General features: G+C 69.7%; 18 protein-coding genes. 5 read left to right on the top strand and 13 right to left on the bottom strand.

Annotated elements, in window-relative coordinates; genetic code table 11:
- Positions 1-49 precede the first annotated feature (49 nt).
- Together AB0N80_RS13945 and AB0N80_RS13950 are read left to right on the top strand one after the other, a co-directional pair.
- Positions 50-1,687 carry a DUF349 domain-containing protein gene (locus AB0N80_RS13945; RefSeq protein WP_363579031.1) on the top strand — a complete coding sequence of 546 codons (1,638 nt, stop codon included), beginning with the start codon at positions 50-52 and terminating at the stop codon, positions 1,685-1,687.
- A gap of 63 nt (positions 1,688-1,750) precedes the next feature.
- Complete coding sequence (locus AB0N80_RS13950) at positions 1,751-2,332, top strand: type IV toxin-antitoxin system AbiEi family antitoxin (protein WP_315995741.1); 582 nt, start codon at positions 1,751-1,753, stop codon at positions 2,330-2,332.
- Positions 2,333-2,362: 30 nt separating this feature from the next.
- On the opposite strand, the gene AB0N80_RS13955 is transcribed toward AB0N80_RS13950, so the two are convergent.
- The 10 genes from AB0N80_RS13955 to pdxS form a co-directional block, all read right to left on the bottom strand.
- Complete coding sequence (locus AB0N80_RS13955; protein ID WP_315995740.1) at positions 2,363-4,612, bottom strand: bifunctional (p)ppGpp synthetase/guanosine-3',5'-bis(diphosphate) 3'-pyrophosphohydrolase; 2,250 nt, start codon at positions 4,610-4,612, stop codon at positions 2,363-2,365.
- Positions 4,613-4,728: 116 nt separating this feature from the next.
- On the bottom strand, positions 4,729-5,715 hold the full coding sequence (gene secF / locus AB0N80_RS13960) for a protein translocase subunit SecF (RefSeq protein ID WP_315995739.1): 987 nt from the start codon (positions 5,713-5,715) through the stop codon (positions 4,729-4,731).
- Complete coding sequence (gene secD, locus AB0N80_RS13965; RefSeq protein ID WP_363579032.1) at positions 5,715-7,424, bottom strand: protein translocase subunit SecD; 1,710 nt, start codon at positions 7,422-7,424, stop codon at positions 5,715-5,717. Before secD ends, secF begins: the two co-directional genes overlap by 1 nt.
- 44 nt (positions 7,425-7,468) lie before the next feature.
- Positions 7,469-7,927, bottom strand: a complete 459-nt coding sequence (locus tag AB0N80_RS13970; RefSeq protein WP_298872885.1) for a preprotein translocase subunit YajC — start codon at positions 7,925-7,927, stop codon at positions 7,469-7,471.
- A gap of 91 nt (positions 7,928-8,018) precedes the next feature.
- Positions 8,019-9,065 carry a Holliday junction branch migration DNA helicase RuvB gene (gene ruvB, locus AB0N80_RS13975; RefSeq protein ID WP_315995737.1) on the bottom strand — a complete coding sequence of 349 codons (1,047 nt, stop codon included), beginning with the start codon at positions 9,063-9,065 and terminating at the stop codon, positions 8,019-8,021.
- The gene (ruvA, locus tag AB0N80_RS13980) at positions 9,058-9,678 is read right to left on the bottom strand and encodes a Holliday junction branch migration protein RuvA (RefSeq protein ID WP_363579033.1); all 621 of its coding nucleotides are present in this window, start codon (positions 9,676-9,678) and stop codon (positions 9,058-9,060) included. The genes ruvB and ruvA overlap by 8 nt, the downstream gene beginning before the upstream one ends.
- Positions 9,679-9,682: 4 nt before the next feature.
- Complete coding sequence (ruvC, locus tag AB0N80_RS13985) at positions 9,683-10,291, bottom strand: crossover junction endodeoxyribonuclease RuvC (RefSeq protein ID WP_363579034.1); 609 nt, start codon at positions 10,289-10,291, stop codon at positions 9,683-9,685.
- Between the two features lie 48 nt (positions 10,292-10,339).
- Positions 10,340-11,098, bottom strand: a complete 759-nt coding sequence (locus AB0N80_RS13990) for a YebC/PmpR family DNA-binding transcriptional regulator (protein WP_315995734.1) — start codon at positions 11,096-11,098, stop codon at positions 10,340-10,342.
- 9 nt (positions 11,099-11,107) lie between these two features.
- Positions 11,108-11,728 (bottom strand): pyridoxal 5'-phosphate synthase glutaminase subunit PdxT, encoded by a 621-nt coding sequence (pdxT, locus tag AB0N80_RS13995; RefSeq protein WP_315995733.1) that lies wholly within the window; start codon positions 11,726-11,728, stop codon positions 11,108-11,110.
- Entirely contained in the window at positions 11,718-12,602 is an 885-nt protein-coding gene (pdxS, locus tag AB0N80_RS14000; protein ID WP_174799665.1) for a pyridoxal 5'-phosphate synthase lyase subunit PdxS, read from the bottom strand. The genes pdxT and pdxS overlap by 11 nt, the downstream gene beginning before the upstream one ends.
- A gap of 97 nt (positions 12,603-12,699) precedes the next feature.
- Here pdxS and AB0N80_RS14005 point away from each other — a divergent pair, with 97 nt between their 5' ends.
- Complete coding sequence (locus AB0N80_RS14005; RefSeq protein ID WP_315995731.1) at positions 12,700-14,040, top strand: aminotransferase class I/II-fold pyridoxal phosphate-dependent enzyme; 1,341 nt, start codon at positions 12,700-12,702, stop codon at positions 14,038-14,040.
- The gene (pdxY, locus tag AB0N80_RS14010; RefSeq protein ID WP_363391577.1) at positions 14,037-14,888 is read left to right on the top strand and encodes a pyridoxal kinase PdxY; all 852 of its coding nucleotides are present in this window, start codon (positions 14,037-14,039) and stop codon (positions 14,886-14,888) included. Before AB0N80_RS14005 ends, pdxY begins: the two co-directional genes overlap by 4 nt.
- Positions 14,889-15,121: 233 nt before the next feature.
- Here pdxY and AB0N80_RS14015 read toward each other — a convergent pair whose 3' ends face one another.
- From AB0N80_RS14015 to thrS, 3 genes are all read right to left on the bottom strand, one after another.
- Positions 15,122-15,727 carry a hypothetical protein gene (locus AB0N80_RS14015; RefSeq protein ID WP_363579035.1) on the bottom strand — a complete coding sequence of 202 codons (606 nt, stop codon included), beginning with the start codon at positions 15,725-15,727 and terminating at the stop codon, positions 15,122-15,124.
- Positions 15,728-15,784: 57 nt separating this feature from the next.
- Positions 15,785-16,297, bottom strand: a complete 513-nt coding sequence (locus tag AB0N80_RS14020; protein ID WP_363579394.1) for an HIT domain-containing protein — start codon at positions 16,295-16,297, stop codon at positions 15,785-15,787.
- 107 nt (positions 16,298-16,404) lie between these two features.
- Complete coding sequence (thrS, locus tag AB0N80_RS14025) at positions 16,405-18,390, bottom strand: threonine--tRNA ligase (RefSeq protein WP_363579036.1); 1,986 nt, start codon at positions 18,388-18,390, stop codon at positions 16,405-16,407.
- Between the two features lie 82 nt (positions 18,391-18,472).
- On the opposite strand from thrS, the gene AB0N80_RS14030 reads away from it, so the two are divergent.
- The gene (locus AB0N80_RS14030) at positions 18,473-19,624 is read left to right on the top strand and encodes an SLC13 family permease (protein ID WP_363579037.1); all 1,152 of its coding nucleotides are present in this window, start codon (positions 18,473-18,475) and stop codon (positions 19,622-19,624) included.
- Positions 19,625-19,627: the final 3 nt, after the last annotated feature.

Raw genomic sequence — 19,627 nt, forward strand, 5'->3', positions numbered from 1 at the left:
CGGAGGGTCCTTCTCCCCCAGGCGGTTCTGCCGCGATGAGGTGCTACCCGTGACTTCCGTTCCCTCCCCCGAGACCTCCGACCCGCGCGACGACGCGAGCACCCCCGAGGTCGATCCCGCCGCGACCGAGATCGCGGCCGACATCACGGATGCCGAGGCGCCCGCGCCTTCGGCCTCCTCCGCGACCGACGAGTCGGCGGATGCCGCGACCCCCGCCGACGAGTCGACGGACGCCGTCGACGCGGCCGAGGCTGCGCCCGAGCCGACTGATGACGCGGCGGGCTCCTCCTCGGATGAGCCCGGCACCGCCGAGGCCGAGACCGCCGACGCCGAGTCCGCCGAACCGGCAGCCGATGCGCCCGAGGCTGCGGACACCCCCGCCGCGCCGCAGCCCGCCGCGCGCCCCGTACCGGGCGCACGCATCCCCGGTCCCCCGCCCGGCGCCACGGCGTCGAAGACGGCGAGCCAGCCCTGGGGTCGCGTCGACGACGAGGGCACGGTCTCGGTCCGAGAGGGCGACGGCTGGCGCGTCGTGGGTCAGTACCCCGACGGCACCCCCGCGGAGGCCCTCGCCTACTTCCAGCGCAAGTTCGCCGACCTGGCCGGCGAGGTGACGCTGCTCGAGACCCGTCATCGTCGCGGCGGAGCCTCGGCATCCGATCTCCGATCGACCGCGAAGACGCTGCGTGCGAAGCTCGACGGGGCCGCCGCGGTCGGCGACCTCGGCGCCCTCCTCGGCCGCGTCGACGCCCTCACGGCCGAGCTCGCCGAGGCGAGCGAGACCGAGGCCGTCGCCAACAAGCAGGCATCCGAGGAGGCGGTGCGCGAGCGCACCGCGATCGTCGAAGAGGCCGAGGCCCTGGCCGCCCGCGATCCGCAGTCGGTGCAGTGGAAGCAGATGACCGCCGACATGGCGGCCCTGTTCGACCGGTGGCAGGCCCATCAGCAGAACGGCCCGCGTCTGTCGAAGTCCACGGCGCAGCAGCTGTGGCGTCGTTTCCGCGACGCCCGTGCGACGGTCGACCGCCACCGGCGGGAGTTCTTCTCGTCGCTCGATGAGACGCACAAGGCCGCCCGCGAGGCGAAGACCCGCCTCGTCGAGCGCGCTGAGGCGCTCGCTCCCCGCGGGGAGGACGGCATCGGGGCGTACCGCGATCTGCTCGATGCCTGGAAGGCTTCGGGCCGCGCGGGCCGCAAGGTCGACGACGCCCTGTGGGCGCGGTTCAAGGCGGCCGGTGACGCGCTGTACGGTGCTCGCATCGAGCGCGAGACGGCTGACGCCGAAGCGTCCAAGGAGAAGATCGAGCAGAAGCGCGCCCTGCTCGAGCAGGCGGCGCCCATCGTCGACGAGAAGAACCTCGCGACGGCCCGTCAGAAGCTCACGGCGATCCAGCGGCAGTGGGACGAGATCGGTCGTATCTTCCCGCGCGACAAGGAACGTACCCTCGACGACGAGCTCCGCAAGATCGAGCAGTCCGTGCGCACGCGCGAAGACGCTGACTGGAAGCGCAACGATCCGGAGCAGAAGGCGCGTGCGAACGACATGACGCGTCAGCTCACCGACGCGATCGACAAGCTCGAGGCCGAGGTCGCCGAGGCCGAGGCACGCGGCGACAAGCGTGCCGCCGCGCAGGCCTCGGAGGCGCTCGAGGCGCGTCGTACCTGGCTGCGCGCCCTGGGCGGCTGACCAGCTCTCCACAGATCCGACGGTTCGCCGTCAGGGGCGACACCGCTCCGCCACACTGGCGGGATGGTGTCGCCCTTTCTCTTCTTCGCCGACGAAAGACTCTCGCTCGCCGAGCTCACGGCGGCGTGCCTCGACGGGGCGCTCGTTCCTCTGGGCGAGGGCTACATGCCCGCTGACGCGGCGGAGACGAAGTGGATGCGCGCGCGCAGTGTGGCGCCCCTGCTCGGCGATCGGTGGGCAGCCATCCGTCTGACCGCGGCATGGGTGCACGGTGGCATCGCCCAGGAGCCGGCGATCCATCACCTGCAACGCGTCCGCGCCGCCCGTGTCCGCGCGGGATGCGACCTTCGCGCCGTGTTCCACGACGTGCGCCTCCCGGCCGACGACATCATGTCGGTCGCCGGGGTTCCCGTCAGCACCCCCGCGCGGACGCTCGTCGATCTGGCCCGATCCGACGCCCGCGAGGAGATCGCCGCGGCGCGGGCATGGGCGTACCGCGACCCGCTGCTTCGAAGGGATGCCGAGGTCTGGTTCGAGCGGCATCCGCGGTTTCCGCATGTCCACCGCGCCACACGTCTGCTCCGTGCCGTCGCTGACGCGGGTGCCGTCCCTGCGGAAGGGGTCGGGGCGGATGCCGACGACTGACGCGAGGTCGTCGGGTGGCGGATCCCCGGCCTACGACGAAGTGACGCGGTACACGTCGTACACGGCGTCGATGCGCCGCACGGCATTGAGCACGCGGTCGAGGTGGACGGTGTCGCCCATCTCGAAGACGAACTTGCTCAGCGCGAGTCGATCGTTCGTCGTGGACACCGTCGCGGACAGGATGTTGACGTGATGCTCGCTGAGCACGCGCGTCACATCGCTCAGCAGGCCGGAGCGGTCGAGAGCCTCGACCTGGATCTGCACCAGGAACACGCTCTTCGTCGTGGGGGCCCACTCGACATCGATGAGACGGTCGGGCTCCTCCTTCAGCGACCGCACGTTGGTGCAGTCGCCCCGGTGCACCGAGACGCCGCTGCCCCGTGTCACGAAGCCGACGATCTCGTCGCCCGGAACCGGCGTGCAGCACTTGGCGAGCTTGACCAGGATGTCGGGCGCTCCACGGACGAGCACACCCGAATCGCCACCGCGCGGTGCGCGGCTGCGGCCCACCGGGATGTCGATCGGTCCGGTGTTGGTCTCCTCGGCGCTGACCAGCGCGGTGACCTTCTCGATCACCGACTGGGTGGAGACGTGCCCCTCGCCCACGGCCGCGTACAGCGCCGAGACGTCCTCGTAGTGGAAACCGCGGGCGACCTCGGTGAAGGAATCCTGGTTCATCAGGCGCTGGAGCGGCAGGTTCTGCCGCCGCATCGCGCGGGCGATGGAGTCCTTACCCTGCTCGATCGCCTCTTCGCGGCGTTCCTTCGTGAACCAGCCGCGGATCTTGTTGCGCGCGCGGGTGCTCTTGACGAATCCGAGCCAGTCCTGGCTGGGGCCGGCGTCGGGGTTCTTCGAGGTGAACACCTCGACGACGTCGCCGCTCTGCAGGGTCGACTCGAGCGGCACGAGGCGGCCGTTGACCTTGGCGCCCATCGTGCGGTGACCGATCTCGGTGTGCACGGCGTAGGCGAAGTCGACCGGAGTCGCCCCGGTCGGAAGGCCGACCACCCGGCCCTTCGGCGTGAAGACGTAGACCTCTTTCGCGCCGATCTCGAAGCGCAGCGAGTCGAGGAACTCCCCCGGGTCGGCGGTTTCGGCCTGCCAGTCGGAGATGTGCGCGATCCACGCCATGTCGGCGTCGACGGCCTTGGCATCCGCCTTGCCGCCCGCCATGCGCTCTTTGTACTTCCAGTGCGCGGCGACACCGAACTCGGCCTGCTGGTGCATCTCGTTCGTGCGGATCTGGATCTCGACGGTACGACCGCCGGGACCGATCACCGTCGTGTGCAGCGACTGATAGAGATTGAATTTGGGCGTGGCGATGTAGTCCTTGAACCGCCCGGGAAGGGGCGTCCATCGCGCGTGGATGGCGCCGAGCACGGCGTAGCAGTCGCGAACCGTGCCGACCAGGATGCGGATGCCGATGAGGTCGTAGATGTCGTCGAACTCGCGGCCGCGTACGACCATCTTCTGGTACACGGAGTACAACTGCTTCGGGCGGCCCATGACCCGACCGCGCACGCGGAGTTCGCGCAGATCGGCGTCGACCGCGTCGATCACGTTCTGCACGTACTGCTCGCGCTGCGGGGTGCGCTGCTTCACCAGGCTGTCGATCTCGGCGTACAGCTTGGGATGCATGACCGCGAACGAGAGGTCCTCGAGCTCGCTCTTGATGGCCTGGATGCCGAGACGGTGCGCCAGGGGCGCATAGATCTCCAGCGTCTCGGTGGCCTTCTTCGCGGCCTTGTGCGGGGGCACGAAGCCCCACGTGCGCGCGTTGTGAAGACGGTCGGCGAGTTTGATGAGCAGGACGCGGATGTCTTTCGACATCGCCACGATCATCTTGCGCACCGTCTCGGCCTGAGCGCTGTCGCCGTACTTGACCTTGTCGAGCTTGGTGACCCCGTCGACGAGCATGGCGACCTCGTCGCCGAAGTCGGCCGCGAGCTCATCGAGCGGGTAGCCCGTGTCCTCTACCGTGTCGTGCAGGAGGGCGGCGGCGATCGCCTTCGGTCCGAGCCCCAGCTCGGCGAGGATCTGCGCGACCGCGAGCGGGTGCGTGATGTAGGGCTCGCCGCTCTGGCGCTTCTGACCGTCGTGCGCCTTGTCGGCAACGGCGTATGCGCGCTCGATGATCGCGAGGTCGCCCTTGGGGTGATGCGTACGGACAGTTCGCAGCAGTTTGTCGACGTCGTCGCGGCGGGCGGCGCGCGAGAAGATGCGCGGAACCAGGCGTCGCAGCGATGACGGCGGCGGCGCAGAAGAGGCGGTCTCTGTCATCGTCACCCCTTCCTCACGGCCAGTCGATCAAGTCTACGCTCCCCCGACGTGCCGAAGAGGGCACGTCGGGGGAGCTCACGCGCGCACGATGGGCGTACGCGGGGGTGCTGCGGTGATCAGGCCGGAATGCCGGCTTTCTCCCGGGCGGCGCGCACGCGCTGATCGCGCTGGGCGATCGGCTTCTCGCCTTCGCGCAGCAGGGCGTACATCGGGACGGCGACGAACAGGGTCGAGTAGGCCGCGACGATGGTGCCGACGAAGATCGACAGCGAGATGTCGCTGAGCGTCCGCGCTCCCAGCGGTACACCGATGAACAGGATCGCGCCGACGGGCAGGATCGCGACCACGGTCGTGTTGATGGAGCGGATCAGCGTCTGGTTCGCCGCGAGGTTGACCGACTCGGCGAACGTGCGGCCGGAGATCTCCCCGTCTTCTCTCGTGTTCTCCCGCACCTTGTCGAAGACGACGGTGGTGTCGTAGAGCGCGTAGGAGAGGATCGTGAGGAAGCCGATCACGGCAGCGGGCGAGATCTCGAAACCGAAGACCGCGTAGACGCCGATCGTGATGACGAGAACATCGACGAGGCCGATGATCGCGGCGACCGACATCTTCCACGTGCGGAAGTACAGGGCGAGGATGAGGAATGTCAGCGCGAGGAAGATCGACAGACCCCACAACGACTGACGCGTGACGTCGGCACCCCAGGTGGGACCGATGAAGGAGTCGGTGACCTCCGACGCAGGAACGTCGTACGCGCTGGCCAGGGCGGCCGAGACGGCCTGCGTCTCGTCGCTGCCGAGCTGGTCGGTCTGCACGCGAACGGCCTGGTCGCTGATCGTCGTGACGCGGGTCGTCGCTCCCGGAACGACCGAGGTGACCGCGTCGGTTGCGAGGGCCTGATCGAAGGAGGTCGGGTTCGACACGGTGAACTGCGACCCGCCGGTGAACTCGATCGAGAACTGCACGGGCCGGAACAGCGGCACGAGAGCGGCGCCGATCACGAGGACCGCCGCGATGATGAACCACAGGCGACGACGCTGCACGAACGGGAAGGAGGTCTTCCCGGAGTAGAGGTCGTTACCGAGCTGCGACATGGAGCGCATCAGTCGCTTCCCTCCTTCGTGGAGCCGCTATCGCCGCGCGCGGCGGCCGCGAGTTCCGCCTGCTTGCGCTCAGCGATCGTCTGGCGGCGCTGAGCTTCGCCGCGCGACCGCTTGGCGCGACCGGCATCGGCCACTGGGGCGCGGAACTGCGCACGGCCCCGGTACACCGCGCCGAGCGCGTTCGGGTCCATACCCGAGAGCGGGTGGCCGGAGCCGAAGAAACGCGTGCGCGCGAGCAGCTGCATGACCGGGTGCGTGAAGAGGATGAAGATGAGGACGTCGATCGCGGTCGTGAGTCCGAGCGTGAACGCGAAGCCCTTCACCGTGGCATCCGCCAGGATGTACAGCACGACGGCGGCGAGGACGTTGATCGACTTCGAGATGTAGATCGTGCGCTTGGCGCGCGACCATCCGTCTTCGACGGCCGCGGTGATCGACTTGCCGTCGCGCAGCTCGTCGCGGATGCGTTCGAAGTAGACGATGAACGAGTCTGCCGTGAAGCCGATCGTCACGATCAGGCCCGCGACGCCGGCGAGGGACAGTCGGAAGCCCGCGCGCCAGGCCAGGATGCACAGGGCGAGATACGTCAACACCGCCATCACGGCGAGAGACGCGATGATCACGGTGCCCAGGGCGCGGTACACGATCAGCGAGTAGATCGCCACGAGACCGAGGCCGATGAGCCCGGCGATGAAGCCGACCTGGAGCTGCTGGGAGCCGAGGGTGGCCGAGACGGTGTCGGAGCTGACGACGGTGAAGCTCAACGGCAGGGCACCGTACTTCAGCTGGTCGGCGAGGGCCTTCGACGACTCCTGCGTGAAGCTTCCGGTGATGCTGGGTCGACCGTCGACGATGATGCCGTTCATCGACGGGGCCGACAGCACGCTGCCGTCGAGGACGAAGGCGAACTGGTTGAACGGGGCCTGCGCTCCGTACAGACGCTGGCTCACGTCGGCGAACTTCTGGGTGCCCTGGTCGTTGAAGACGAGGTTGACGGCCCACTGGCCCGTGTTCTGCTCCTGGCCGTTGGTGGCGTCGGAGATGTCGTTTCCGTCGAGCTCGACCGGGCCGAGGATGTACTTCGCCTGCCCGTTGACGTCGCAGGTGATCATCGGCTGATCGGCCGGGGCCTGCGCGGGGTTGGACGGCGGGTTGGCGCATTCGTAGGAGAGGAACTCGGCCTGGAGGGCGGGAGTGATGTACGCGGGGTCGCTCGCGTTGGTCGGCGACGCGGTGGGCGTCGCCGGCAGGCTCGGGTCGGGCGTCGGGTACGGAGTGTTGTTGCCGTCCTCGCCCACGAACGACGTCGCCGGCGAACCCGTGAACAGCACGGGCCGCAGCTGGAGCTGTGCGGAGCTCTGGATGCGCTGACGCGTGGCGTCGTCGGCCTGACCGGGGATCTGCACGACGATGTTGCGCCCGCCCTCGGTGGCGACGTCGGCCTCACCGACGCCCGAGGCGTCGACGCGCTGACGGATGATCGTGACGGCCTGGGCCAGCTGTTCGCTGTCGGGGGCCGCCCCGTCGGTCGTCTGGGCCTGCAGGATGATCTGCGTCCCGCCCTGGAGGTCGAGCGCGAGCTCGGGCGTCCAGGAACTTGCGTTGAAGACGTACACGCCCAGCGCGTTGATGCCGAAGAGCACGCCGACGATGGCGAGCAATCCGGTCAGTACGCGCCAGGCATGACGGACAGGGGTCGAGGGCGCCACGGAGTCGGCTTTCTGTGCGGCGGGCGGGAACGGCGGAGCGGGCGTCAGGCCTGCGGGCGGTCCTTGTCGGTCTGGTCGGGGTCGGCCGCGTGCTGGCGGGCGGCGCGCTGGTCGTCGCTGATCGAGGTGATGTCACCGTCGGCGACCCCGGCGACGTACTCGGCCTCGGTCTCCTCCGCCTCGATGAACTCGTCTTCGGTGACGGCGCCCTGAGCGGGGTCGACGATGCGCAGCACGGCCTGGCTGTGCACCTTGATGACCACACCGGGGGCGATCTCGACCAGGGCGGGCTTGTCGAGGTCGACGCCGTCGTACTCGACGACGGTGCCGTAGAGGCCGCCCTGCAGGAGCACCTCAGCGCCGGGAACGGTCTCGCGCGACTTCTTCTCGAGCTCCGCCTTCTGCTTCTGCATGCGGCGCCGCGAGCTGTAGAACATGAAGATCAGCAGGGCGATGAGCAGGATGACGATGCCGTAATCAGCGAAGAACCGGGCGATATCCATCGAGGCGGTGCACCTTTCGAGTCAGGCGCGCCGTGCGGCACTGCCTAGCGTGAGTCAAGCGGGGGTCGGGGAATCCCTCGCCGAGTATAGGTCATGACCCCTGGCTGAACCGGAGCAGGCCGTCGGGGTGAGGGGCGCCGAGGTGGTCGTATGCCTCGGGGGTGGCGACGCGTCCGCGCGGCGTGCGTCCCATGAAACCGATACGGACGAGGTAGGGCTCCACGACCGACTCGATGGTCTCGGGTTCTTCGCCGACGGCCACCGCGAGCGTGCTGAGACCCACCGGTCCGCCGCGGAATCGACGCACGACGGCGTCGAGGACCGCTCGGTCGAGGCGATCGAGCCCGATGGCATCCACGTCGTAGAGATCGAGGGCGGCGCCGACCGTGCGCACGTCCGCATCGCCGTCCTCGGCGCCCGCCGAGGGGCCGTGGACCACCAGGTAGTCGCGCACGCGCCGGAGCAGGCGGTTGGCGATGCGCGGCGTGCCCCGCGAACGTCGGGCGATCTCGGAGCGCGCGGTACCCGGCAGGCCGACGTCGAGCATGGCCGCTGACCGCGAGACCACCTGCTCGAGTTCTTCGGGTTCGTAGTACTCCAGGTGCGCGGTGAAGCCGAAACGGTCCCGCAGGGGGTTGGGGAGCAGGCCCGCGCGCGTGGTCGCTCCGACCAGGGTGAACGGAGACAGGTCGAGGGGAATGCTCGTGGCACCCGCCCCCTTGCCGACCATGATGTCGATGCGGAAATCCTCCATCGCCAGGTACAGCATCTCTTCGGCGGAGCGCGCCATCCGGTGGATCTCGTCGATGAACAGCACTTCTCCCGGCGTGAGCGACGACAGCAGCGCCGCGAGGTCACCCGCGTGCTGGATCGCCGGCCCGCTGGAGAGGCGCAGAGGACGTCCGCTCTCATGCGCCACGATCATGGCCAGGGTGGTCTTGCCGAGCCCAGGAGGGCCGGACAGCAAGATGTGGTCGGGCGAGCGCTGCTGGATGCGCGCGGCATCGAGCAGGAGTTGCAGCTGCCCGCGCACCTTCTGCTGACCGACGAACTCTGCGAGCGAGGTGGGGCGGAGGGCTCCTTCGATCGCGAGTTCGGTCTCGTCGTCGGGGGTGCCGGCGTCGCGGACGTCAGCCACCCACGCTCTCCTTCCGTGCCGGACCGAGCAGCGCCAGCGTCAGGCGCAGCAGGGCCTGGACGGAGGCGCGGTCGGCCTCGGAGGCGTTCTCGGCGACGGATGCCACGGCCTCGGCCGCGGTGCGCTCGGTCCACCCGAGGCCGATGAGCGCCTGGGTGACCTGGACGGGGATCTGGCCGTGCGGCGCGACGGCGGCGGGCGCGGACGCGGGCGTGACGGCGAGCTTCCCGGCGAGTTGCACGACGATGAGCTTGGCGGTCTTGGGGCCGATCCCCGACACGCGACGGAAGGGAGCGTCGTCGTCGTCGGCGACGGCCTGCGCGATCTGCGGCACGGTCAGGGAGGACAACACCCCGAGGGCCGATTTCGGTCCGACGCCGGTCACGCTGATGAGCTGGGTGAAGACCGTGAGCTCTTCCCGCGTCTCGAAGCCGTAGAGGGACAGGGCGTCTTCTCGCACGATGAGGTTCGTGTGCAGGTGCACATCGTCGCCGAGGTGAACCGTCCGCGCGAACTGCGCGGTCACGGCGACCGAGAAGCCCACGCCTCCGACGACGACCACGAGCGAATCGTCGGCGACGTGCGCCGCCGACCCATGCAGCGAAGAGATCATGCGATCAGCCTACGCCGGGCGTTCGTACATGTGTTCGAGCGACACGGGGCTGTGGAGAACGTCGCTTCTCGGCATCCCGCCAGGCCCGCTGAGCAGGCGTGAGGGCGGCCTCCGCCGAGGGGGTCGCCGGGCCGCCGCGCCAGGCGTGGCAGAGGGCGATCGCGAGCGCGTCGGCGGCGTCGGCCGGCTGGGGCAGCGTGTCGAGGCGCAGCACGCGCGCGACCATGGTCTGCACCTGCACCTTGTCGGCGGCGCCGTACCCCGTGATCGCCGCCTTCACCTCGCTGGGGGTGTGCGTCGCCGCGGTCAGTCCGTGCTCGGCGGCCAGGAGCAGCGCGATGCCGCTCGCCTGGGCGGTTCCCATCACCGAGTGCCGGTTGTTCTGTGCGAAGACGCGCTCGACGGCGACCACGTGCGGCTGGTGGGCGACGAGCACCTCCCGGATGCCGACGGCGATGGCCGCGAGACGTTTCTCGATCGGGTCGCCGGGCGCCGACCGCGCGACGCCGACATGCACGAGCGACGCGGTGCGGTTCGGCGAGACGTCCACGATCCCGATACCGCAGCGCGTGAGGCCGGGATCGATGCCGAGGACGCGCAGAGAACGGGACACGGCCCCCACGCTAAGCGCAGGGGCCGTGTCGCGGAGAAGGGCGCGCCCTTACTCGTCGTTCTCGAGCTCGGCCTGCACCTCGGGCGTCATGTCGAAGTTCGTGTAGACGTTCTGCACGTCGTCGCTGTCTTCGAGCGCGTCGATGAGGCGGAACACCTTGCGGGCGGTGTCGGCGTCGACCTCCACCTTGAGCGAGGGGACGAACTCGACGTCGGCGGAGTCGTACTCGATCCCGGCGTCCTGCAGGGCGCTGCGCACGGACACGAGGTCGCTCGCCTCGGTGATCACGCCGAAGCCCTCGCCGTGGGGCTCGACCTCCTCGGCGCCGGCCTCGAGGACCGCGAGCATGACGTCGTCCTCGCTGGTGCCCTCGGCGGGGACCACGATGACGCCCTTACGGCTGAAGTTGTACGCGACGCTGCCCGGATCGGCGAGGGTGCCGCCGTTGCGGCTGAGAGCTGTGCGCACCTCGGCGGCCGCACGGTTCTTGTTGTCGGTCAGACACTCGATGAGGAACGCGACGCCGTTGGGACCGTAGCCCTCGTACATGATGGAGGCGTACTCGACGGCCTCGCCGCCGATGCCCGCGCCGCGCTTGATCGCGCGATCGATGTTGTCTTTGGGGACCGAGGTCTTCTTGGCCTTCAGAACGGCGTCGAAGAGGGTCGGGTTGCCCTGCAGGTCGGCACCGCCGAGCTTGGCCGCGACCTCGATGTTCTTGATGAGCTTGGCCCACGACTTCGCGCGGCGGGCGTCGACGACCGCCTTCTTGTGCTTGGTCGTGGCCCATTTGGAATGTCCGGACATTGCTCCAGTTTACGGTGCGACACGGCCTGCGCCGCGTCGGTTGCGCACGCGGTGCAGGAACCGTTCGTGGAAGCGGGTCTCCCCCGTCGACTCCGGATGGAAAGCCGTTCCGAGCAGCGCTCCCTGCTCGATCGCCACGACGCGCCCATCGGGGAGGGATGCCAGGGGCTCGGCATCCGGGCCCCACTCCACGACCGCGGGCGCGCGGATGAACACCGCGTGCACCGGCGGACTGCCGAGCGCGGGCACCTCCAGGTCGGTCTCGAAGGACTGCGTCTGGGAGCCGAAGGCGTTGCGGGTCACCCGCGCGTCGATTCCGCCGAAGGTGCGCTGGCCGGCGATGGCGCCGTCGATGCGATCGGCGAGGAGGATGAGCCCGGCGCAGGTGCCGTACATCGGCATCCCGTCGGTGATCGCCTGGCGGATCGGGTCGAACAGGCCGAAGGCGCGCGCGAGCTTGTCGATGACGCTCGACTCGCCGCCGGGGAGCACGAGGCCCTCCACGGCGGCGAGCTCCTCGGGCCGACGCACGGGCTGCGCGTCGGCTCCGAGGGTGGTCAGCACGGCGAGGTGCTCGCGCACATCGCCCTGCAGGGCGAGGACGCCGACGCGGGGACCGTTACCAGCCACGCTCGGCCAGGCGGTGGGGGGCGGGGAGGTCGGCGACGTTGATGCCGACCATCGCCTCGCCGAGTCCCCGCGACGCCTCCGCCACGATCTTCGGGTCGTCGTGGAACGTGGTCGCCTTGACGATCGCCGCGGCGCGCTGGGCGGGGTTGCCCGACTTGAAGATGCCCGAGCCCACGAACACGCCGTCGGCGCCGAGCTGCATCATCATGGCGGCGTCGGCGGGAGTCGCCACTCCCCCGGCGGTGAAGAGCACGACGGGCAGCTCGCCGGTCTCCGCGATCTCGGCGACGAGGTCGTACGGGGCCTGCAGCTCCTTCGCCGCGACGTAGAGCTCGTCCTTGGTCTTCGCGCGCAGGGCGTTGATCTCCGAGCGGATCGTGCGGATGTGCTTCGTCGCCTCCGACACGTCTCCCGTGCCGGCCTCGCCCTTGGACCGGATCATCGCCGCGCCCTCGGTGATGCGCCGGAGCGCCTCGCCGAGGTTGGTCGCGCCGCACACGAACGGCACGGTGAAGTTCCACTTGTCGATGTGGTTGACGTAGTCGGCGGGCGAGAGCACCTCGGACTCGTCGATGTAGTCGACGCCGAGCTCCTGCAGGATCTGCGCCTCGACGAAGTGGCCGATGCGCGCCTTGGCCATGACGGGGATCGACACCGAAGCGATGATGTCGTCGATCAGGTCGGGGTCGCTCATGCGCGCCACGCCGCCCTGGGCGCGGATGTCGGCGGGCACGCGCTCGAGCGCCATCACGGCGACCGCGCCCGCGTCTTCGGCGATGCGGGCCTGCTCGGCGGTGACGACGTCCATGATGACGCCGCCCTTGAGCATCTCGGCGAGTCCCCGCTTGACGCGGGAGGTTCCGGTGTCGGTCATGACTGCTCCGTTCCGCGCTTCGGGGCGCGATCTATTGGCTTAGGCCAAACCGTAGCATGGCTCAGGACATAGGCTGGACGTCGACTCCGGGGGGCACATGACCATCGACATCACCGGGCGCTCGGCATCCGAGATCGCCGCCGGGCTCCGCACGCGCATCGAACGCGGCGAGCTGCCCCCGGGCACCCTTTTGCCTCCCGTCCGCACGCTCGCGGCCGAGCTGGGCGTGAACCGCAACACCGTCGTGGCGGCGTATCGCCAGCTCGCGCAGGCGGGGCTCGTCGAGGCGCGCGGTCGAGGCGGCACCCGGGTGGCCGACCGCGCCGCCGTGGCCCAGGAGGGCTACGCGCCCGACACCGTGCTGCGCGACGTCGGCACGGGCAATCCCGATCCCGCCCTCATCCCCGACCCGACCGCGGCCCTCGCCCGCTCCGCGCGTCCCGTGCTCTACGGCGAGCCGGTCATCGACCCCGGACTCGAGGCGTGGGCGCGTCAGTGGATGACCGATCAGCTCCCCCACGACGACACGCGCATCACCGTCACCAGCGGCGCGAGTGATGCGATCGAGCGGCTGCTCGCGCAGGCGCTGCAACGCGACGACGCGGTGGCGCTCGAGGACCCGTGCTTCCTCTCGGCGCTGCACACCGTGCGCACCGGCGGTTATCGCGCGGTACCCGTCCCGGTGGATGCCGAGGGCATGACCGTCGAGGGACTCCGCGCGGCGCTGGCCGCCGGCATCCGCGCGGTCGTCGTCACCCCGCGCGCGCACAACCCCACCGGGGCGAGCCTGACCGCCGACCGGGCCGCGGCGCTGCGTGCGGTGCTCGCCGAGCATCCGTACGTGCTCGTCATCGAAGACGACCACTTCTCCCTGCTGTCGCGCGCGCCGCTGCACACGGTGATCGGCCCCGCGCAGCGGCGGTGGGCGCGCATCCGCTCGATGTCGAAGTTCCTCGGACCCGACACGTGCCTGGCCGTCACGGCATCCGATGCCGACACCGCCGACGGCCTCGCGGTGCGGCTCACCCCCGGCACGACGTGGGTGAGCCACATCCTCCAGCGACTGACCCTGGCGCTCGTCACCGATGAGGGGGTGCGCGCCGGGATCGAACGTGCCGCCGTGCACTATGCCGAGCGCAACGCCGCTTTCGCCCGCGCGCTCACCGAGAGAGGGGTCCCCGTCTCCCCCGGCGACGGTCTCAACCTGTGGGTGCCGCTCCCGGTCGCCGCTGCCCGCGTCCGCGAGGACCTCATGCGCCGCGGGTGGCTGGTGCGCGAGGGCGACCCGTTCTTCCTCGGCGACGGCGACCACGGCGCGTTCCTGCGGTTGACCGTGCACGACCTCGACGAGGCCTCGGCGCGCACCCTGGCCGACGATCTCGCGCGTGCGTGCCGGGTGCTCCGCGCGGACGCGGGAAGTGGAAGGATCGAGGCATGAAGGTTCTCTCGATCCAGTCCGCCGTCGCGTACGGGCACGTCGGCAACTCCGCCGCCGTCTTCCCTCTCCAGCGCATCGGCGTCGAGGTGCTGCCCGTGTACACGGTGAACTTCTCGAACCACACCGGTTACGGCGCGTGGCGCGGACCGCTCATCTCGCCCGACGACGTCGCCGCCGTGATCGCCGGCATCGAGGACCGCGGTGTCTTCCCCGAGATCGACGTGGTGCTCTCGGGCTACCAGGGCGGAGAGGGCATCGGAGACGTCATCATCGACGCCGTCTCGCGCGTGAAGAAGGCCAACCCGGATGCCGTCTACGCCTGCGACCCCGTGATGGGCAACGCCAAGTCGGGGTGCTTCGTCGCTCCGGCCATCCCCGAGCTGCTGCGCGAGCGCGTGGTGCCCGTGGCCGACATCATCACGCCCAATCAGTTCGAGCTCGGCTTCCTCACCGGCACCGAGCCCGGGAGCATCGATTCGACCCTGGCATCCGCCGATCTCGTGCGCGAGCGCGGCCCGCGCACGGTCCTGGTCACGAGCGTCGAGCGCCCCGACCGGGAGGCCGACACCATCGAGATGATGGTGATCGACGATGCCGGCGCCTGGATCGTGCAGACCCCCCTCATCCCCATGAAGGCGAACGGCTCGGGCGACGTGACCGCGGCGCTCTTCACCGCGCACTACCGCCGCTCCGGCGATGCGGCCGACGCGTTGGCCCGCACCGCGTCGAGCGTCTTCGACCTGCTGTCGAACACGTACGAGTCGGGCTCGCGCGAGCTGCGTCTCGTCGAGTCGCAAGAGGCCTACGCCCACCCGCGCCTGCAGTTCGCCGTGCGCCAGGTGCGCTAGCACCCCGGCGACGGCCCTGCCGCTTCGACGGGCTCGGCCACCGGTTCTGCTCTCGTCGGCCCGTCGAGTCCTCTGAGCCCGTCGAAGGCGCCGACCCGCGTGCGCGACCCGCGCGAGCGGAGCCCCTGAGCCTGTCGAAGGCGCCGACCCGCGTGCGTGACCTGCGCAAGCGGATGCCGCTGAGCCTGTCGAAGGGACCGAGCCCGACCTGCGAGCCGCGGGGCGGCGAGGCCTCAGCCCCCGTACACCTCGCGGTACGCGGCCACCCACTGCGTACCGTCGTCGGGACAGAGGAACGTCGTCCCGAAGACCATCACGCTCGCGATCGGGGCCTCCGCCTGCGTGCGGGCGTCGCCGTCGAGCTCGGCGGGGATGAGCTGAGCGAACAGCGGCGACGTGGTCACGTGGGCGATGAGCGTCGACGAGTCCACCTGATGACGGCTCAGGATCGCGGTTTCGCACGCGTCGCCCGCGAGGGCGAGGGCGAGATTCTCATCGGATGCCGTCCACTCGAGCCCCTGCTGTTCGACGTACGCGCGCTGCTGCGCGATGAAGTCTTGCTGAGCCGGTGTCACCGCGACCAGCGGCGTGCCATCCATCGGCAGCTGCTGCGCGCGGAAGAACTCGTCCCGTTCGGCGAAGACGTCGGCGAAGTCGTCAGGATCGGCGGTCGCTTCGTCGCCGGGCGTGGACGGCTGCGCCGCGGTGGGGGTCGCCGCGGACACCTCACCGGCTTCTCCGCGGTCGAGCGGGCTCGGAAGCGGAAGACACGCGGTTGTCGCCACGACGACGGCGGTCAGTGTCAGCGTGAGCACGAAGGGGCGATTCCGAGCGTTCATCGGAACACCATAACCAGGCGGCCGCCCGCGCCGAGCGGGGTTGTGGATGACGCCGGTTCAGGCGTTCCAGGCCTCCGACACCGTCCGACGCACGTCGCCGAGCAACTGCGGCAGCGCCTTCGTCTTGGCGATGATGGGGAAGAAATTGGCATCCGACGCCCACCGCGGAACGATGTGCTGGTGCAGGTGAGCGTCCACCCCGGCCCCCGCGATCGCGCCCTGATTCATCCCCAGGTTGAAACCGTCGCAGTTCGACACCGCCCGCAGGACCCGCATTCCGCGCTGGGTGAGGGCACCGATCTCGGCCACCTCTTCGTCGGTCGCCTGATCGTACGTGGCGATGTGACGGTACGGGCACACGAGCAGATGCCCCGAGTTGTAGGGGAAGAGGTTCAGAAGCACGTACGCGGTCTTCCCGCGCGCGACGATCAGCCCGTCTTCATCGCTCTTGTCCGGCGCCGCGCAGAACGGACAGTTCCGCTCCATCGGTTCCCGCCCCGCGGAGATGTACGCCATGCGGTGCGGAGTCCACAGGCGCTGGAACTCGTCGGGAACGCCGGGCAGGGTCATCGCGTCGACGAGCTCAGCGTCGGTCGTCGGAGATCCGGACCCGCCGACGGGGGCCGTCGCGCCGGTCACCGGCGACGGGCCCGCCGCGGCGGCATCCGGATCGTCCGTCATGCCAGGTCCTCGGCGGTGTTGACGAGCGTGCGGTCGGAGATCGCGCCGGTGATCCGCGCCACGGCCTCGTCGACCGGGATGCCGTTGAGCTGCGTGCCGTCACGGAACCGGAACGACACCGTGCCGTTGGAGCGGTCCTGCTCGCCGGCGATCAGCATGAGCGGCACCTTCTGCGTGGTGTGGGTGCGGATCTTCTTCTGCATGCGGTCGTCGCTGTGGTCGGCCTCGGCGCGCACGCCCTTGGTCTTGAGGTCGGCGACGATGCCCTGCAGGTAGTCGCCGTACTCGGCGGCGACGGGCACGGCCACGACCTGCACCGGCGCGAGCCACACGGGGAAGGCCCCGGCGTAGTGCTCGAGCAGGATGGCGAAGAAGCGCTCGACCGACCCGAACAGCGCGCGGTGGATCATGACAGGACGGTGCTTCTCGCCGTCGGGGCCCGTGTACTCGAGCTCGAAGCGCTCCGGCTGGTTGAAGTCGAGCTGGATCGTCGACATCTGCCACGTGCGGCCGATCGCGTCTCGAGCCTGCACCGAGATCTTCGGTCCGTAGAACGCCGCCCCGCCCGGGTCGGGAACGAGCTCGAGTCCGGAGGCCTCGGCGACCTCGCGGAGGGTCTCGGTCGCCTCGGTCCAGAGGGCGTCGTCGCCGATGAACTTCGGGTTGCCGTCCTCCTTGGTCGACAGCTCGAGGTAGAAGTCGTTGAGACCGTAGTCGCGGAGCGTCTGCAGCACGAAGTCGAGGCTGTGGGTCAGCTCGTCCTTCACCTGATCGGCCGTGACGTAAATGTGCGTGTCGTCCTGGGTCATGCCGCGCACACGCGTGAGGCCCGACAGGGTCCCGCTCTTCTCGTAGCGGTAGACCGACCCGAACTCGCTGAGGCGCAGGGGGAGCTCGCGGTAGCTGCGTCCGCGCGAGCGGAAGATCAGATTGTGGAACGGGCAGTTCATGGGCTTGAGGTAGTACTCCTGGCCCTCCCGCGAGACGTGCCCGTCGGCATCCACGACCTCGTCGAGGACCATCGGGGGGTACATGCCGTCCGCGTACCACTGCAGGTGCCCGCTCGTCATGAACAGGTCGCCCTTGGTGATGTGCGGGGTGTTGACGACCTCGTACCCGCTCGCGAGCAGGCGCTCGCGCATGTAGCGCTCGATCTCGTAGCGGATGATGCCGCCCTTGGGGTGGAACACCGAGAGTCCCGGACCGATCTCGTCGGGGAACGAGAAGAGGTCGAGCTCCTTGCCGAGCTTGCGGTGGTCGCGCTTCGCGGCTTCCTCGAGGCGATGCTGGTACGCGCGCAGCTCGTCTTTCGTGGGCCACGCGGTGCCGTAGATGCGCTGCAGCTGGGGGTTCTTCTCACTACCGCGCCAGTAGGCGCCGGCGATACGCGTGAGGTCCCAGCCGTTGCCGATCAGACGGGTGCCGGGCACGTGGGGTCCGCGGCACAGGTCTTTCCACGCGGTCTCGCCGTCGCGTGTGACGTTGTCGTAGATCGTCAGTTCGCCGGCGCCGACCTCGACGGACGCGCCCTCGGCGGCCTCGGCGGACCCGCCCTTCAGCCCGATCAGCTCGAGCTTGAACGGCTCGTCGGCGAGCTCGGCGCGAGCCTCGTCGTCGGAGACGACGCGGCGCACGAACCGCTGGTTCTCGCGGACGATGCGCTCCATCTCCTTCTTGATGACCTTCAGGTCCTCGGGGGTGAAGGGCTCGTCGACCTGGAAGTCGTAGTAGAAGCCGTCGGTGACCGGCGGCCCGATGCCGAGGTTGGCCTGGGGCTTGACACGCTGGACGGCCTGCGCGAGCACGTGCGCCGTCGAGTGGCGCAGGATCGAGAGACCGTCGGCGCTGTCGATGGTGACCGGCTCGACCTGATCGTCGGCCGTCACGGTCGTGGCCAGGTCTTTCAGCTCCCCGTTCACGCGCAGGGCGACGACCGAACGGTCGGGGAAGAGGGCGAAGCCATCGGCGGGGAAATCAGTCACAGAACATCTCCTGAAGGGGTCTGTTCCAGGCTACCGGGCGGGCGTGGCCTCGATCGCACCGGACGTGCCCCATAGTGGAGCGGTGACTCTGGCCATCATCGGCGGCGTGCTCTGGATCCTCGGGATCATCGCGCTGCTCACCGGCGCCTTCCCCGCCGCCGACGCCCTCGCCGTCGCCGATCGCGTGTGGCCGATCCTGCTCTTCGTCGTCGCCGTGACGATCGTGGCGGAACTGGCGTCCAAAGCGGGGCTCTTCGACGTGGTCGCGGCGCGTCTGGCGAAGATCGCGCGAGGACGTACCGCCCTGTTGTGGGCTCTCGTCGTGCTGCTCGCGACCGTGGCGACCGCCTTCCTCTCCCTCGACACGACCGCGGTGCTGCTGACACCCGTCGTGGTGGCCATGGCGGTCGCACGCAGGATGGATCCTCTGCCGTTCGCCTTCGTGACCGTGGTACTCGCGAACACCGCTTCGCTCGTGCTGCCCGTGTCGAACCTCACCAACCTGTTGGCATCCGAGGCCCTCGGCGGGGGACACGATCCGGTGGCGTTCCTGGCCCTGCTCGGTCCCTCCGCGGTCATCGCGATCGCGGTGTCGGTGGTGGTTCTGACGGTCGTCTTCCTCCGTCGTCTCCCCCGGACCTACCCGGATGCCGCCGCCCCCACCATCTCGGACCCCGTTCTCCTGCGCGTGGCGGGTATCGTCACGCTCGCGCTGCTGCCGTTGCTCGTGGTCGGTCTCGAACCGTGGATGCCGGCGGTCGCCGCTGCCGTCGTGCTGGTCGTCGCGTTCGCCCTGCGCGCGCCGAAGAGCCTCGGCATCCGGCTGGTGCCCTGGTCGTTGCTCGTGTTCGCCGGCGGGCTGTTCCTCGCGGTCGGAGCCCTCGAGGCCCTCGGCATCGGACGGGTCACCTCGGTGCTCGCGGGCACGGGCGACGACCTGGGGTCGCTCTGGCAGCTCGCCGGAGTCGGGGCGCTCGTGGCCAACGGCATCAACAACCTGCCCGCGTACCTCGCGCTGGAATTCGTCGCGGGCTCCCCCGTGCGTCTGGCGGCGCTGCTGATCGGCGTCAACGCCGGGCCGATCGTCACGCCATGGGCGTCGCTCGCGACGCTGCTGTGGCACGACCGGCTCGTGGCGGCGGGTGTCGAGGTGCGCTGGAGTCGCTTCATCGTGCTCGGCGCCGTGATCGCCCCCCTGATCCTGCTGCTCGGGGTCCTGCCGCTCGCGCTCTGAGGG

Origin of the sequence: Microbacterium sp. NPDC089188 (genome assembly GCF_040685155.1) — a bacterium.
In the GTDB taxonomy this organism is placed as follows: domain Bacteria; phylum Actinomycetota; class Actinomycetes; order Actinomycetales; family Microbacteriaceae; genus Microbacterium; species Microbacterium galbum.